This is a genomic window from Alcanivorax sp. UBA3183, from assembly GCF_002364155.1.
Taxonomy (GTDB): Bacteria; Pseudomonadota; Gammaproteobacteria; order Pseudomonadales; family Alcanivoracaceae; genus Alcanivorax; species Alcanivorax jadensis.
On sequence record NZ_DEXN01000048.1, the window covers coordinates 1,999 to 17,639 of the forward strand.

Genomic DNA, 15,641 nt, shown 5'->3' on the forward strand with positions numbered 1-15,641 from the left:
GTCCCGCTAAGCAGCCGAGCCACACGCTGCAACACCTGGTCGCCCAGATCATGGCCGTGGGTGTCATTGATGGCCTTGAAGTAATCCAGATCCACAATCATTACAGACAATTCTTGCTGCTGATCGGCCAGCGCCGTCGCCAGCCAGTCATCAAACGCGCGGCGATTGGCAATACCGGTCAGCGCATCCCGGGAAGCCTGGGTCTGCGCCACCAGTGCGGTTTTCTCCGCGGCCGCTCGCTCCCTTTTCAACGCCGTGGTTCGCTGGACCATCTGGGAAAGTTGATGCATGCCGCCCACTACCCACTGTCTTGGCAACAGCTCCAGCAACCAGAAATCCAGAACCTCGCCCTGCCGGGCAATCCGGGTACTGGCAATGTAACTATCTTGCATGGGTGCACCGAGATGCAGTGCGAGGTGGGAAAATGCCTGATTGCGGCGCATGGACCGCAAAAATTCCTCACTGCGTGAGGGCGACGCCAACAGACACTTAATCGTTTTCGGGACGCGATCGCCTAGCAACTGGCTGGCCCGGCGGTTCAACCACTCTATGTGGCCATCGGCGTGGACCACAAACACCGGCATGGACATGGCATTGATCAGGGCCCGACAGTCCGCTGACCATGGCATCAGTCACCGGAGCGAAAATATTCCCGCCCCGCCCCCGTTTCGCTGGCTTCCAGAGAAATGACCACATGACAGTGGCCATCGCCATTGGCAATGGACTTCTGGATATCCACACGGCCATAACCGGCATTTTCTGCCGCGATCACGCCGAACACGTTGGATGTCATCATGCAAAGCGCCGGACGCCCAATCACCTTGTCGCCGAACGGGCATCGCCGATTGCCCAGCACCAGTTGCCGCTCATCCGCATGGATCAGGTAAAAGTCGCCGTCGATACGACGTTTGAGATCGACCAGTACTGCCGGAATTTGATAACGATCCAGCGTTGTCAGATTCAGGGATTGCAGGTAGTGACCATTCAGCTCATCTCCAATTTTCTGGCCCACCAGGGAGATAAACCCTTCCGCCTGATCCATGCCGGTAACCTCCTGCAGAGACTCGGCCAGATAGCCCAGCAGCTGACGCAGAAAGCGATCCTTATCCAAACCAATCGATACAGTGTGAATCCGTTCCGGTATCTTTTCCATTATGCCGCCCCGCCCCATCCATGCGCCGTTGATGGCGCCTGGGAGCCTCTGAATAACTCCTTGCGTACTCAGTCTTTCAGGCTGGCTCGCAATCTATACTCGCAGAGCACAGAGGGCGCGATTTTGAAGGGGTATGTCCATCCATCGAAAAAGCGCAACAACGAGTACGTGCCAGCCTGGAAGACCCGGAGGGCGCGGCCTGAAGCGTGCAAGGAGTTATTCAGAGGCTCCCTTATCCTTCATCCCCGGCCATTCCTAATGGCTTAATACACATGATTCACCGGCATGACTGCGACATCAATCACGTTCACTCAAGCGGTCATACCGTTTACACGGGAAATTGTGCCGATTGTCCGTGAAGTCGACACAAACCCGACGAATGGGAGTCAAATTTCTTCCCGGCGGAATAAACGGGCACGAATATCACCGCCGCTCTTCTCCCGGTGCAGCTGCCAGTTCGATGGCACAACCGGTTCTTCAGCGTGCCGACGGCTTTCCACATAGATCCAGGCTTGTGCCGCCAGCAACCCCCGTTCTTCCAGCGCCGCACAGGCGGGCTCCGCCAGCCCCAGGTCGTAGGGCGGGTCCACAAACACCAGGTCGAACTGCAAGGCGCTTTGCCCTGCCCATTGCAAGGCATCCGCAGTGTGGATCTCGATGCGATCGTCAAACAGGGGCAGCAACTGACGCTTCAGGTCGGCGGCCCGTTCGCGCTTTTTTTCCACCAGCACTGCCCGCTGAGCACCGCGGCTCAGGGCCTCCGCCCCCAGCACCCCGGAACCGGCAAACAGGTCCAGTACCCGCAGGCCCGGCAGCTCGAACTGCAGCCAGTTAAACAGGGTTTCGCGCATGCGATCGGAGGAGGGGCGCAGATCGCCCCCCTGATCCACGAACTGCAAGCGATGGCCACGCCGCTCACCGCCGATAATGCGCACCTGGCCCTTGCTGGTGGCGCCGCCTTTGCGATTCGGACCTCTACTCGCCACTGCGCTCTTCCTTCTCACCGGGGTTCCCACTGTCCTGATCCTGAAGGATTTGTGGTGCCTCCGGACCAATACTGACGATGGCCAGATCCTCCACATCCAGGGTTCTGCGGAAAGCCTCACGGATATCCGCCACGGTGACCTGTCGTACCTGGCCGTTGAACCACTGCAGGTAATCCAGCGGCAGATCGTAGAAACCGATGGCACCCAGCTGGCCAATGATATCGCTGTTATCGGCGGTGCTCAGGGCAAAGCTGCCAAGGATATTGGCCCGCGCCTGTTCCAGCTGCGCCTGGCTGGGTCCCTCTTCAACAAACTTACCGACCAGATCCAGCGTCAGGGTCAGCGCTTCGTCGGCATTCTCATTGGCGGTCTTGAACTGCACCTGGAATGGGCCGCCCGCTGCCATGGCCGAGAAGCCGCTGCCGATGCCGTACACATAGCCACGCTGCTGGCGCACCTCGTCGGTGAGAATGGACGCGAATCCACCGCCGCCGAGAATCTGGTTGCCCACGTGCAGAGCCACATGATCCGGGTTGCCCCGCCAGGTGGCCTGGTTGCCCAGCAAAATATGGGTCTGCGCGGAGGGGAAATCGATGTGCTCGCGTTTGCGCTCGCTGAGCACCTCTGCCCGAGGCAACGCTGGTGCCGCGGCTCCCGCCGGCAGTGCTGCACTGATCTGTGCGGCAATCTCCTCGGCCTCGCTGCGCGACAGGTCCCCAACCATGGCAATCACGGTATTGCCGGCGGCGTAATAGGTGTCATAGAAATCCACCAGCTGCTGTCGCTGTATCTGCGGCAGACTCTCCAGGGTCCCTTCGCTGGGCTGGCCATAGGGGTGATCGGCAAACACCGTGGCCATGAACGCCTTGCTGGCCTGCGGCCCGGGCACCTGTTGCTCCATGCGCAGCCCCTGCATGGCGCGGGTACGCAGACGATCCAGCGCGTCCTGGGGGAAGCTGGGCGAACCAATCACCTGATTGAACAGCGCCACCACCGGCTGGCGATATTCCGCCGCCGACAGGGTACGCAGGCTGATGATGCCCATGTCCCGGTAACTGCTGGAGGAAAAACTGGCGCCACGATCCTCAAAGCCCCGGGCGATGTCATCCACACTGAGAGCCTCGGTGCCCTGACCGATCAGGGCACTGGTCAGGGAGGCCACACCGGGTAAGCCGTCATCCTGGGAACTGCCCGCCGCCATCACCAGACGAATATCCAGCATGGGCAAGGCATCGCTTTGCACGAACATGACCTTGGCACCCTGCCCGGTCTGCCAGGATTGAATATCCAGCTGCGGCGCCTGGGGCTCGCTGGCCGCCACCTGTTTTTCCGTCGTCGGAAAGCTGGTACAGGCGCTGAGCATCAGCGCCGCCACCGCGGCTCCCATCATTCCTGGTAACCGCATCATTGTTCTTCCTCCTGCTCAGGGACCACATGGGCCACCGCCAATCGCTCCGGCCCCAGCCACTGGCGGGCGACTCGCTGCACATCCTCAGCCGTGACCTTGCCCAACTGTTCCTCGAACTGATCGGCCAGATCGATATCCAGCCCCAAAGTGCTGAGCATGCCCAGCTCCATGGCCTGGCCCATCACCGAATCCTTTTCAAACACCTGGCTGGCCAGCACGCCGGCCTGTACCCGCGCCATTTCGTCCTCACTCGGCAAGGTGCTCTGCAGGGTCTTGATCTGCTCGCGCAGAGCTTGCTCTACCTGATCCAGCGTGACACCCGGGTTCGGAGTCGCGGTAAGGGTAAAGGTGCCATCGCCGCGCTGGATGCCGCTGTAGCTGGCCCCGGCGCCGGCCACCAGCTTCTCGCCACGTACCAGCTCGGTTTCGATACGGGCACTCATGCCGCCATCGAGCACTCCCGCGAGCATGGTCAAGGCGTAGAAATCCTCTTTCTGCTCGGCAGTCACCAGGGAGGGCACGTTATAAAGCATGTAGAGGGCGGGCACCTGCACGGCCATGGCCAGATCCAGGCGGCGCTCACCGGCAGGGGGGGTGACCGTCTGCGTTGGCCGCGGCGGCGTGGTACCGGCGGGCAAATTGCTGAAGAAGCGGCGTACCAGTGGTTCCACCTGATCGCGGGTCACATCACCGGCAACCACCAGGGTGGCATTACCCGGCACATAGAAGCGGTCGTACCAGCTACGAGCCTGTTCCGGCTGCAGCTGGGCCAGCAGGGAGCGCCAACCGATGATCGGGTGGGCATAGCCGGTACCCGGGCGGGCCACCGCCTGGAATTTTTCCCAGGCCAGGGCATTGGGGTTGTCGTCGGTGCGGGTACGGCGCTCTTCCAGCACCACCTGCAACTCGCGATGGAACTCGTCATCGTCGATCTTCAGGTTGCCCAGTCGCTCCGCTTCCAACTCCAGGGCCAGCGGCAGGCGCGACACCTCATACTGCTGGAAATAGGCGGTGTAGTCATAACTGGTGAAGGCATTGTCACTGCCCCCATAACGGGCCACCAGTTTGGAGAAATCCCCCGGCCCCAGCCTCTCGGTGCCCTTGAACATCATGTGCTCAAGCACATGGGCCAGGCCGGTTTCATAGGGCGCTTCGTCGAAGCTGCCGGCCTTGAACCACACCATCACGGTAACCACAGGAGCCCGATGATCCTCGCGGATCAGCACCTTGAGACCGTTATCCAGGGTAAAGCCGTGGGTGGGCAGCTCGGCCCGAGCGGTCAGACTCCAGAGAATGACCACCAGTGCCACCATGAGTTTTCTCATGCATTGTCCTCATTGTGTCGCCCCCGGAAGCTGCTCCCCCGTGAGCGAAGTGTTAGGATAGCCGCGCGTTCGTTAGCGAACGTCCAGCCTGCAGGAGGGCGCATTTTATTTATCGCCGGCATAGCATACCGGTTTACCGCCCTGTCCTTGCAGCCTCATTGCAAAGGAAGAGGCCCGATTTACCCTCTTCGCGATTGGATAAGACTGAACATGAGCGACGAAGTTTCCCGCGACGACGACAACGCCCCCAAGCCGGAAGAAAAAAAGACCGGTTTCTGGAAGCGCATGTTTACCGGTGTGGATGCCGATGAACTGAACGACACCGACTCGGCACCCGCCCCGCAAGACAATGCCTCTGGCGAACCCGAGCCCACAGTCACTCCCCCGGCAACTGCACACGTTGAAGCCCCTGCCGCTGACCCGCAACCATCGCCACAGGCCGAGAGCCAGGCCGAACCGGCGGATGACAGTGACAATGGTGAAGGCTTCTGGACACGCATGAAGCTGGGCCTGGGCAAGACCCGCAAGGGCTTGGGCAAGGGCCTGGCTGACCTGCTGGTGGGCGCCAAGGAAATCGACGACGAGATTTTCGAGGAAATCGAGACCCAGTTGCTGGTCGCCGATGTGGGCGTGGAAGCCACCGACGTGATCATCGAGGCACTGACCGGCCAGGTCAGTCGCGAAGAACTGGTGGATGCTGACGCCTTGTACGAGTCCCTGCAGAACGAACTACGCAAGCTGCTGGTGCCAGTGGACCAACCGCTCACCATCGACGGCAGCAAGAAACCCTATGTGATCCTGATGGTCGGCGTGAACGGGGTCGGCAAGACCACCACCATCGGCAAGCTGGCCTGCCGCTTCAAGGCGGAAGGCAAGAGCGTGATGCTGGCCGCTGGCGATACCTTCCGCGCCGCTGCCGTGGAGCAGCTGCAGGTATGGGGCGAGCGCAACGACATCCCGGTGGTGGCACAACACACCGGCGCGGATTCCGCCTCGGTAGTCTATGACGCGGTCCAGGCCGCCCAGTCCCGCGGCGCCGACGTGCTGATCGCCGACACCGCCGGTCGCCTGCACACTCGCGGCAACCTGATGGAGGAGCTCACCAAGGTCACCCGGGTGATGAAGAAACTGATCCCGGATGCGCCCCACGAAGTGCTGCTGGTACTGGACGCCGGCACCGGCCAGAATGCCATCCAGCAGGCGGAACAGTTTCGCGATGCCGCCGGCGTGACCGGGTTGGCACTGACCAAACTCGACGGCACCGCCAAAGGGGGTATCCTGTTTGCCTTGGCCAAACGCACTGGCCTGCCGATTCGCTTTATCGGCGTAGGGGAACGACTGGAAGACCTGCGCCCCTTCCATGCGGAAGAATTTGTGCAGGCATTGTTTGAAGACGTGGCGGGGTAGCAACACCACACCTCGCCGATAGCACCGTAGGATCGCCGCTTGAGGCGCGAACTGTACTCGCGACAACGGTTGTTCGCGCCTCAAGCGGCGCTCCTACTGCGACATAACACATCCCAAGGGACGTCATGATTCAGTTTGACCGGGTCAGCAAACGCTACCCGAACGGCAAAGACGCACTCAGCAAGGTGAGCTTCACGCTCCCCGCCGGGCAGCTGACGTTTTTGACCGGTCATTCCGGGGCGGGCAAATCCACCCTGTTGAAACTGATCATGATGCTGGAGCGTCCCACCCAGGGTCAGGTACTCATTGATAACCAGAATCTGAATGGCTTCGGCAACCGGCAGATCCCACTGCTGCGCCGCAAGATCGGCATGGTTCACCAGAACCACCAATTGCTGTTCGATCGGACCGTGTTCGACAACGTGGCCCTGCCGCTGATTATCGCCGGCTATGCGCGCAGCGATATCGGCAAACGGGTGCGGGCCGCACTCGACAAGGTGGGCCTGTTGGACAAGGAAAAGTTAAACCCGATCATGCTCTCCGGCGGCGAGCAGCAGCGCGTGGGTATCGCCCGGGCGGTGGTCAACAAGCCGCCGCTGCTGCTGGCGGACGAACCTACCGGTAACCTGGACCCGGCCCTCTCCGAGGAGATCATGGACCTGTTCAAGGATTTCGCCCGGGTTGGTGTAGCCGTGCTGATCGCCACCCACGACCTGAGCCTGATCGCCCGCTATAACCACCGCCTGCTGACCCTGCGTGAGGGGCGCCTGATCCACGACGGCGACGAAGGGGGCCACCATGGCAGCTAACAAGGGGCCCAGAAACGCCACCCCGATCAAGGCCAGCCGCCAGAAACCGGAGCGAGTGCGCCGGGTGGCCGGGGCGCACAGTGCCCGCACCTCCCTGCAGGACCGTTTCCGCAGCTGGCGTCAACACCATCAAGACTCCTTCAAGGATGCCCTGCAACGGCTTAACGCCGCACGTACCAGCAGTGCCATGACCATTCTGGTGATCGCCATCGCCCTGGCACTGCCTGCCGGGCTGGCGGTGCTGCTGGATAATGCCCGTGCCATTACCCGCGGCTGGGACGGCAATGCCCACCTGTCCGTGTTTATGGAAATGAATATCAGCGAGCAGCGGCAAAGGGATCTGGCCAGCGACTGGCAAGGGCTGGACAACATCAGTCGCACCGAGGTGATTACCCGGGAGCAGGCGTTGGCGGAATTCAAGGCCCTGTCCGGCTTTGGCGACGTGTTGGAGGCCCTGCCGGACAACCCGCTGCCGCCGCTGATTGTGGTCTACCCGGACGAGACCGACCCGGTCACCCTGCGCGCCCTGGAAAACCGCCTGGCGGAGGCAGACGGGGTGGATCTGGTACAGCTGGATGTGGAATGGGTACGCCGCCTGCATGCCCTGATTGAACTGGGCGAACGGCTGATTTCCGCTCTCACCCTGGCGCTGGCTGCCGCGGTGGTGCTGGTGGTGGTGAACACCATCCGCCTGGCCATCGAAAGCCGCCGGGAGGAAATCGTGGTGGTGAAGATCGTCGGCGGCACCGACGGCTTCGTGCGCCGGCCCTTCCTCTACTCCGGTTTCTGCTTCGGCTTTGCCGGCGGCGCAACGGCGGTCATCCTGGTACAGGTGGCCCTGTGGTGGCTCGGCGGGCCAATCGACGAACTACTGGCGCTGTACAATAGTGAGGAATCACTCACATCAATGGCCGCATCCAGCCTGATCATCCTGCCCGTATTCAGTGGCATCCTGGGGCTTCTGGGCGCCTGGTTGGCCGTGGGTCGGCATCTGGGTGATATCGAGCCGAATTTTTAACCGCTGCAGGAGCGGCGCTCTCTGTGGCCCGCGGGTATAAGCCGCCACGGCCTGGCACGGCTTGTCGCACGTATGTTCGCGGCTCGAGCGCCGCTCCTACAGCAGACACCCCAGGAACCTTCCACTTTCATGCACGTCCAACCCTGTGTTCATCACCGGTTCACATGGCCGGCCTAGACTTGGTGATTGCTCCATCGACCCTCTCAATCGGCGGGAACCTTTTTGCCTATTAGCACTCCAAAGAACCGAGTGCTAAGATCAGCGGCACATACAGGACATAGACTGGTCTTCAACGAGGAGACAACGCGCATGACAAACCCTTCAACGCAAGCACAGGCGCTGATGTTGGCCGTACCGGGTAATAACCTGGACGCCTACATGCGAGCCGTTAATGCCGTGCCGGTTCTCAGCGCAGACGACGAACAACGTTTGGCAGGACAGTATTTCTACGAACAGGACGTGGATGCCGCCCGCAACTTGGTACTCGCGCACCTGCGGTTCGTAGTGCACATCGCCCGCAGCTACACCGGCTATGGTTTGCCCCTGGGCGATCTGGTCCAGGAAGGCAATGTGGGCCTGATGAAAGCGGTGAAACGCTTCGACCCCACCAAGGGCGTACGCCTGGTGAGCTTCGCGGTGCACTGGATCAAGGCGGAAATCCACGAATATGTGATCAAGAACTGGCGCATCGTCAAAGTGGCCACCACCAAGGCCCAGCGCAAACTGTTCTTCAACCTGCGCGGGCAAAAGAAGCGCCTGGGTCGCCTGAGCATGGAAGAAGCGCAACGAGTGGCCGATGATCTGGGCGTTACTGCCATCCAGGTAAAAGAAATGGAAGGCCGCCTGGGTGCCTACGACGCCAGTTTCGATGGCCCCACCAACGACGACGAGGACAGCACCGTAGTGTCCCCGGCCGCGTACCTGCACAGCGACAACAGCGATCCCGCGGACCTGCTGGCCGAACAGGATCAGCAGGAACGGGAAAGCCGCCAACTGGGCTCAGCCCTGATGGCGCTGGACGAACGCAGCCGCGACATCCTCGAGCGCCGCTGGCTGGCCGATCAGAAGTCCACCCTGCAGGACCTGGCGAACGAGTACGGCGTGTCCGCCGAGCGTATCCGCCAGTTGGAAAACAACGCCATCAAAAAGCTGCGTAACGCCATCGCAGCGTAACGCCGACCGCAAAAAGCCCCTCCTTCGAGGGGCTTTTTATTTTCACCGGTTACGTGCTGCGCGCATGCCTGCAAGCGGGTAACATACCGTCCATGAAAATTCTCCTCGTACTCGGCGCCCTTAACGGCGCACTGGCCGTTATCCTCGGCGCCTTCGGTGCCCATGGCCTGAAATCCCGCGTGGATGAATCCATGCTTGCCGTGTGGTCCACCGCCAGCGAATACCATTTCTACCATGCCCTGGCGATGCTGCTGTGTGGGTTGCTGGCCAAGGCGTTTGGCGCCAGCGGCATGGTCACCGCTGGCTGGGTGCTGTTTGCCGGCACCCTGGTTTTCAGTGGTAGCCTGTATGTGCTGGTGCTCAGCGGTCAGAAATGGATCGGCGCCATTACCCCGCTGGGCGGCACCGCACTGATCATTGGCTGGCTGATGCTGGCCTGGTCCCTGTTCAAGGCAGTTTGATCTCTATCATGAAGCTTACCGTCAACGGCGATACCCTGACTCTGGATGGCACCACCATCGCGGATCTGGTCACTCAGCTGAATCTGGCCGGCCGCCGCCTGGCGGTGGAAGTGAACCGGGACATCGTCCCGAAAAGTCAGCATGACGATTTCACCCTGAACGATGGCGATGTGGTGGAAATCGTCCATGCCATCGGCGGTGGCTGACACCACCCGGACCCTATTTATTACGCAGTAACCCGAACCGAGGCGAGGCCCCATGTCCGACCTGCTCACTATTGCCGGCAACACCTATTCTTCCCGACTGCTGATCGGCACCGGCAAGTACAAGGATTTCGAGGAAACCCGCGAGGCCATCGAAACCAGTGGCGCCGAGATCGTCACCGTGGCCATTCGCCGTACCAATATTGGCCAGAACGCAGACGAGCCCAACCTGCTGGATTTCATCAACCCGGACAAGTACACCATCCTGCCCAACACCGCCGGCTGTTTCTCCGCCGAGGATGCGGTGCGCTGTTGCAAGCTGGCGCGGGAACTGCTGGACGGCCATGATCTGGTAAAGCTGGAAGTGCTGGGTGACCAGAAAACCCTGTATCCGAACATTACCCACACCCTGCGAGCGGCCCGGGAACTGATCGATGACGGCTTCAAGGTGATGGTCTATACCAACGATGACCCGATTGTGGCCAAGGAACTGGAAGACATGGGCTGTGTGGCGGTAATGCCGCTGGGTTCACTGATCGGGTCCGGCCTGGGCATTCTCAACCCGCACAGTATTCGCCTGATCCTGGAAGAAGCGAACGTGCCCATCATCGTGGATGCCGGTGTAGGCACCGCCTCCGACGCCGCCCTGGCCATGGAAATGGGCTGTGACGGCGTGCTGCTCAACTCCGCCGTGGCCCATGCACAGAAACCAGTATTGATGGCTTCGGCCATGAGAAAAGCGATCGAAGCCGGGCGCGAAGCTTTCCTGGCCGGGCGCATGCCCCGAAAAGCCTATGCCTCAGCCTCTTCACCGCTGGACGGCATCAGTCGATAAAAAAAAGGCGCCGATCTTGGGGGAGAGTCGGCGCCGGGGTAATGGGGTTTTCAATACCATGACTTGCAGAGTGATAATCACCCACTTGCCATCAAGGTGACGTGAACCCCACCCACTCGCGGTTTTTGCTACAATCGCTCCCCGCTTCAACTCACCTGGCAGCCCCATGCTCGATTTCATCAAACAGGATCAAGACCCGGAAACCGGCAAGGTCATGCGCAAGGTGCGCAGCTTTGTGTTGCGCGAGGGCCGCCTCACCGCCGGACAGCGTAATGCGCTGGATAGCCTCTGGCCGCAATTTGGCCTGGAGCGCGCCGATGGAGTGCTGGATCCACAAGCGGTCTTCGGTCGCGATGCCCCTCGGGTTCTGGAAATTGGCTACGGCATGGGGCACTCCCTGGCGGATATGGCGCAGGCCGATCCAGACAAGGATTTTATCGGCATCGAAGTGCATCGCCCGGGTGTGGGGGCCCTGCTGATGGAAATCCAGCAGCGCGGCCTGAGCAACCTGCGCAGCTATTGCGATGACGCGGTGGAGATTCTCGAGCTATGCATCCCGGATAACAGCCTGGCCCGGGTGCAACTCTACTTCCCCGACCCCTGGCACAAGAAAAAACACCACAAGCGCCGCATCGTTCAACCCGCCTGGGTGGCACTGGTGCATCGCAAGCTGCAGCCCGGCGGCGTGCTGCACATGGCCACGGACTGGGAGAATTACTCCGAATACATGATGGAAGTGATGAACGACGCCGAAGGATTCACCAATACCGCCGGTACCGGACAATTCTCACCCCGGCCATCATGGCGCCCGGAAACCAAATTTGAACGGCGCGGTGAAAAACTGGGGCACGGGGTGTGGGATTTGTTGTTCGAGAAGGGCTGAGCTGCAAGCGACAAGCCTCAAGCTTCAAGGCGCGGGCCAGACGATTCCGAACGGAAACGCTCTGCCCGCGACCCCAACGGATTTTCTGCGCGGAGCCATATTTTGCCGGGTTGGCAGCAGACCGAATCTCGCGTCGCAGCTTTTAACTTGAAGCTTGCCTGCCTCAAACCTCCTTCAGAGACAATGCACTGAACACCCCCACTGCCCCCATTCCCCCCAACACCAGCAAGGCCCAGTCATTGCCCAACAGTGCCACCCCCGCACTGATGCCACCCACTGCCAGCAACAGAAAGCCAATAACGGTATTACTCACTGCGGTGTAGTCCGTGCGCTTGGTGCCACCCGCCATGTCCACCATGTAGGTCTTGCGGCCGATACGCACGCCGGCATGGGCAATGGCCAGCACGAAGAAGGCCAGCGGATACAGCCAGTGGAGCCAATCCGCCTGCGGACCCCAGGCGGCGAACCCACCGGCCAGCAGACAGACCAGCGCCGCCAGCCCACCGCCCCGCACCATCACATTACGGCTGGAGGTGTCGGCCATATAGCCCCAGACCGTGGCGCTGACGGTACTGGCCAGGCTGGAGGCCAGCACGAAGCTGCCCAGCAGCAGCGGCAGCGAGGCCTGCTCCTGGGCCACCAGCACCAGGAACGGCGAGGCCAGCGACGACGCCATCAGCAAGGCGCGGGTGATCACAAAACGGCGGAAAGGGGCATCGGTTTTCAGCAGGCTCAGACTGGCCAGCGCTTCCTTGAAAGCGTTATTGCCGCCTTCGCTGGCCCCCGGATACTCGTCTACGGTAAAGAACACGCCAGCGGCAACCAGCCAGGCCACCCCTGCTGACGCCAACAACGCGCCATAAAACGCCATGGAGGGGTCTTCACCACCGCGGAAGATCACCAGTGACAGCGCGAAAGTGATGGCGCCGGAGAGCGTGGCAGACAACCCGGTGAGGCGACCACGGCGAGACTTGGGGATGCACTTCCCCTGCACATCCTTCATGGCCACGGAACAGAAGCCGCGACTGATACTGAACAGAACCAACAAACCGATAATCGCCAGACCTGCCTGCATGCCCTCCAGCAACCAGACCGCTGCGGCCATTGCCAGCACGGCGATACCCTGCAGCGCCGCCCCCAGGGTCCAGAAGCCCTTGCGTACCGGGTAGCGACGCACCAGCGCACCGATCATCAACTGGGGAATCAGCGAGCCGGATTCACGAATGGGCACCAGTAACGCGGCAAGATAAGACGGCGCCCCTACCGCGGTGATCAGCCAGGCCAGCACGGTTTTCGGGTTGATCAACAGATCGCCGATCTTGGTCAGGGTATTGGCGCAGATGATACGAAAGAAATTCCCGGGCACCTCCCGACAGGCGGCATCACTGATGTCCGTGCAGGTACGTGCGTCTTCCTCGTTGGCCACCTGGGCGTAGAGGCGGTCGAGAAGATCCTGTTTTGCCATGCTTCACCCCATCTTGATCACTTTTTGACCCGGCACTCACTGTGGCAGGCTTAGCGTGAACCCAACATATAACGACGGAGGGTAAGACGCATGTATCGGGTTTACTATCTCGTTCCCAACCTGCAACAGGTCACCAACGCGATCACCCGCCTGGATACCGCCGGTATCGGTGGAGATCGTATTCATGTCATGGCACGGGATGCCGGTGAGCTTGATCGTCACGGCATCAACGCCACCACCCCCTGGGAAGATACTGACATCATGAGTAATGGCTACAGCGGCGCCACCCGCGGCCTGCTGATCGGTCTGCTTGCCGGTTATGCCATCGCGTTCATTGATCCATGGGGCGTGGATGCCCATCTGGGAGTATGGCTGCTGACTGCCCTGTTTTTCACCTGCTTCGGTGCCTGGGCCGGCGGTCTACGCGGTATTTCCCAGTCCAATCATCATCTGGCCCCCTATCTGCAGTCAGTGAAAAACGGCAATTACCTGCTGCTGATTGATGTGGATCGAAAACATGAACGCAATCGCGTCCACCAGGCGCTGGATCATCACATCGACATCCGCAACCAGAGCGAAGAGGAACATTTCTCCCCTCTGGGATAAATCATCCACTGATTAACAGGCCAACCGCCCGGTCGCCGATTGCACGGCCACCGGGCGGGCTTTAGACTTTGCGGCATCCTTTGCAAGCGAGTCATCATGCCGCAACAGATCCCCGACGACGCTCCATGGTCTGCTGAAGACTCTGTAGGTCTGGTCGAGCCCAGAACGCTCCAGTTTGATACTGCTCTCGAACTGGAATGCGGCCGTACCCTGACGTCCTACGAGCTGGTCTATGAGACCTATGGCACCCTCAACAGCAACGCCTCCAATGCGGTGCTGATCTGCCATGCCCTGTCCGGCCACCACCATGCCGCCGGCTATACCAGCAAGAGCGACAAGCGCCCCGGCTGGTGGGATGCCTGCATCGGGCCCGGCAAGGTGATCGATACCAACCGCTTTTTCGTGGTCAGCCTGAACAATCTGGGTGGCTGTCACGGCTCCACCGGCCCCGCGTCCATCAACCCGGAAAGCGGTCAGCCCTGGGGGCCGGACTTCCCCATGATGACGGTGAAGGACTGGGTGAACAGTCAGGCCAGGCTGGCAGATGTGCTGGGAATTTCCCGCTGGGCGGCGGTGATCGGCGGCAGCATGGGCGGCATGCAGGCACTGCAGTGGTCCATCGACTACCCGGACCGACTCAGTCATGCGGTGGTCATCGCCGCGGCGCCGAAACTGTCTGCCCAGAACATTGCCTTCAATGAAGTGGCGCGCCAGTCGATTCTTACCGACCCCAACTTCCACGGCGGGCGCTATTACCTGCACGACACCTATCCCCGTCAGGGACTAATCCTGGCGCGCATGGTCGGCCATATCACCTACCTGAGCGACGACGCCATGCGCATGAAGTTCGGCCGTGATCTGCGTGCCGGCCGCTTCCATTTCGGCTTCGACGTGGAATTCCAGGTGGAATCCTATCTGCGCCATCAGGGCGAAGTGTTCTCGCGCAATTTCGACGCCAACACCTACCTGCTGATGACCAAGGCGCTGGATTATTTCGACCCGGCCCGGGAGTTCGATAATTCCCTGGAAACCGCCCTGGCAAAGCCGGAGTGCAAGTTCCTGGTCATGTCTTTCACGTCGGATTGGCGCTTTGCGCCGGAGCGCAGCCGGGAAATCGTCAACGGCCTGGTCCATGCCGGCCGTGATGTGAGCTACGCGGAAATCGATACGCCCAAAGGCCACGACGCCTTCCTGCTGGATATTCCCGAATACACCAAGCTGTTCGGCGCCTACATGCACAGGGTCGCCAACGAAGTGGAAAACGGCGTCAACAATGTGGAGGCAGGCGACCATGCGTGATGACCTGCAACTGATCAGTGACTGGATCCCCGCTGACGCCAGCCTGCTGGACCTGGGCTGTGGTGACGGCACCCTGCTGGCCCACCTGCAACACCACAAGCAGATCCGTGGCTACGGCCTGGAGATCAACCAGGACAACCTGGCGGCCTGTTTTGAAAAAGGCGTCAATGTACTGGAACAGGATCTGGACGAAGGCCTGGGCAATTTCCAGAATCATCGTTTCGATTATGTGGTGATGACCCAGGCCCTGCAGGCCGTGCTACGCCCGGACCAGATCCTCAATGAAATGCTGCGTGTGGGTCGCGAAGCGATTATCACCTTCCCCAATTTCGGCCACTGGCGGGTGCGCGCCTACCTGAGTCTGAAAGGACGCATGCCGGTGTCTTCCACGCTGCCCTACGAGTGGTACAACACGCCCAACATCCACTTGTGCACGGTGCAGGATTTCGAAACCCACTGTCGCAAGAGCAATATTCGCATCCTGGAACGGCAGGTAATCAACCGCCGCCATCGCAGCGGCCTGCTGGCAAGACTATGGCCGAACCTGTTCGGAGAAATTGCGATCTATCGGGTGACGGTATAAAAGCAGCTACGAGCTACGAGCTACGAG

17 protein-coding genes are annotated in these 15,641 nt (G+C 60.7%); 11 read left to right on the forward strand and 6 right to left on the reverse strand.

Annotated elements, in window-relative coordinates; all coding sequences use genetic code 11:
* The 5 genes from B3Q33_RS15850 to B3Q33_RS15870 form a co-directional block, all read right to left on the reverse strand.
* On the reverse strand, positions 1–629 hold a 629-nt coding region (locus B3Q33_RS15850; RefSeq protein ID WP_286829192.1), incomplete at its 3' end, for a diguanylate cyclase domain-containing protein.
* Positions 629–1,153 (reverse strand): methanogen output domain 1-containing protein, encoded by a 525-nt coding sequence (locus B3Q33_RS15855; RefSeq protein WP_035248599.1) that lies wholly within the window; start codon positions 1,151–1,153, stop codon positions 629–631. The genes B3Q33_RS15850 and B3Q33_RS15855, both read right to left, overlap by 1 nt.
* A 386-nt stretch (positions 1,154–1,539) precedes the next feature.
* Positions 1,540–2,139, reverse strand: a complete 600-nt coding sequence (gene rsmD / locus B3Q33_RS15860; protein ID WP_035248601.1) for a 16S rRNA (guanine(966)-N(2))-methyltransferase RsmD — start codon at positions 2,137–2,139, stop codon at positions 1,540–1,542.
* A complete protein-coding gene (locus B3Q33_RS15865; RefSeq protein WP_272975168.1) occupies positions 2,129–3,547 on the reverse strand; it encodes a M16 family metallopeptidase in 1,419 nt (472 codons plus the stop codon). Before B3Q33_RS15865 ends, rsmD begins: the two co-directional genes overlap by 11 nt.
* Positions 3,544–4,872 carry a M16 family metallopeptidase gene (locus B3Q33_RS15870; RefSeq protein ID WP_286829217.1) on the reverse strand — a complete coding sequence of 443 codons (1,329 nt, stop codon included), beginning with the start codon at positions 4,870–4,872 and terminating at the stop codon, positions 3,544–3,546. The genes B3Q33_RS15865 and B3Q33_RS15870 overlap by 4 nt, the downstream gene beginning before the upstream one ends.
* Positions 4,873–5,082: 210 nt before the next feature.
* On the opposite strand from B3Q33_RS15870, the gene ftsY reads away from it, so the two are divergent.
* The 8 genes from ftsY to trmB all read left to right on the forward strand — a co-directional run bounded on the left by ftsY (position 5,083) and on the right by trmB (position 11,661).
* Positions 5,083–6,279 (forward strand): signal recognition particle-docking protein FtsY, encoded by a 1,197-nt coding sequence (ftsY, locus tag B3Q33_RS15875; protein WP_035248608.1) that lies wholly within the window; start codon positions 5,083–5,085, stop codon positions 6,277–6,279.
* A gap of 125 nt (positions 6,280–6,404) precedes the next feature.
* Positions 6,405–7,088, forward strand: coding sequence for a cell division ATP-binding protein FtsE (gene ftsE / locus B3Q33_RS15880; RefSeq protein WP_035248610.1), 684 nt, complete (start codon positions 6,405–6,407; stop codon positions 7,086–7,088).
* Positions 7,078–8,106, forward strand: coding sequence for a permease-like cell division protein FtsX (ftsX, locus tag B3Q33_RS15885; protein WP_035248612.1), 1,029 nt, complete (start codon positions 7,078–7,080; stop codon positions 8,104–8,106). Before ftsE ends, ftsX begins: the two co-directional genes overlap by 11 nt.
* A 309-nt stretch (positions 8,107–8,415) precedes the next feature.
* Positions 8,416–9,279, forward strand: coding sequence for an RNA polymerase sigma factor RpoH (gene rpoH, locus B3Q33_RS15890; RefSeq protein WP_035248615.1), 864 nt, complete (start codon positions 8,416–8,418; stop codon positions 9,277–9,279).
* A 92-nt stretch (positions 9,280–9,371) separates the two neighbouring features.
* A complete protein-coding gene (locus B3Q33_RS15895; protein WP_272962280.1) occupies positions 9,372–9,740 on the forward strand; it encodes a DUF423 domain-containing protein in 369 nt (122 codons plus the stop codon).
* Between the two features lie 8 nt (positions 9,741–9,748).
* Positions 9,749–9,946, forward strand: coding sequence for a sulfur carrier protein ThiS (gene thiS, locus B3Q33_RS15900; protein WP_035248621.1), 198 nt, complete (start codon positions 9,749–9,751; stop codon positions 9,944–9,946).
* Between the two features lie 52 nt (positions 9,947–9,998).
* Complete coding sequence (locus B3Q33_RS15905) at positions 9,999–10,778, forward strand: thiazole synthase (protein WP_035248624.1); 780 nt, start codon at positions 9,999–10,001, stop codon at positions 10,776–10,778.
* Between the two features lie 166 nt (positions 10,779–10,944).
* Complete coding sequence (gene trmB / locus B3Q33_RS15910) at positions 10,945–11,661, forward strand: tRNA (guanosine(46)-N7)-methyltransferase TrmB (RefSeq protein WP_272962279.1); 717 nt, start codon at positions 10,945–10,947, stop codon at positions 11,659–11,661.
* A 163-nt stretch (positions 11,662–11,824) separates the two neighbouring features.
* Here the strand turns inward: trmB and B3Q33_RS15915 are convergent, their stop codons facing one another.
* Entirely contained in the window at positions 11,825–13,126 is a 1,302-nt protein-coding gene (locus B3Q33_RS15915) for an MFS transporter (protein WP_272962278.1), read from the reverse strand.
* A gap of 90 nt (positions 13,127–13,216) precedes the next feature.
* Between B3Q33_RS15915 and B3Q33_RS15920 the strand changes: the two genes are divergently transcribed.
* The 3 genes from B3Q33_RS15920 to metW all read left to right on the forward strand — a co-directional run bounded on the left by B3Q33_RS15920 (position 13,217) and on the right by metW (position 15,614).
* Positions 13,217–13,732 carry a hypothetical protein gene (locus B3Q33_RS15920; RefSeq protein ID WP_272962277.1) on the forward strand — a complete coding sequence of 172 codons (516 nt, stop codon included), beginning with the start codon at positions 13,217–13,219 and terminating at the stop codon, positions 13,730–13,732.
* A 96-nt stretch (positions 13,733–13,828) separates the two neighbouring features.
* Positions 13,829–15,031: a homoserine O-succinyltransferase MetX gene (gene metX / locus B3Q33_RS15925; protein ID WP_156964895.1), complete on the forward strand. Its 1,203-nt coding sequence runs from the start codon at positions 13,829–13,831 to the stop codon at positions 15,029–15,031.
* Positions 15,024–15,614, forward strand: coding sequence for a methionine biosynthesis protein MetW (gene metW, locus B3Q33_RS15930; RefSeq protein ID WP_273009736.1), 591 nt, complete (start codon positions 15,024–15,026; stop codon positions 15,612–15,614). The genes metX and metW overlap by 8 nt, the downstream gene beginning before the upstream one ends.
* Positions 15,615–15,641 lie beyond the last annotated feature (27 nt).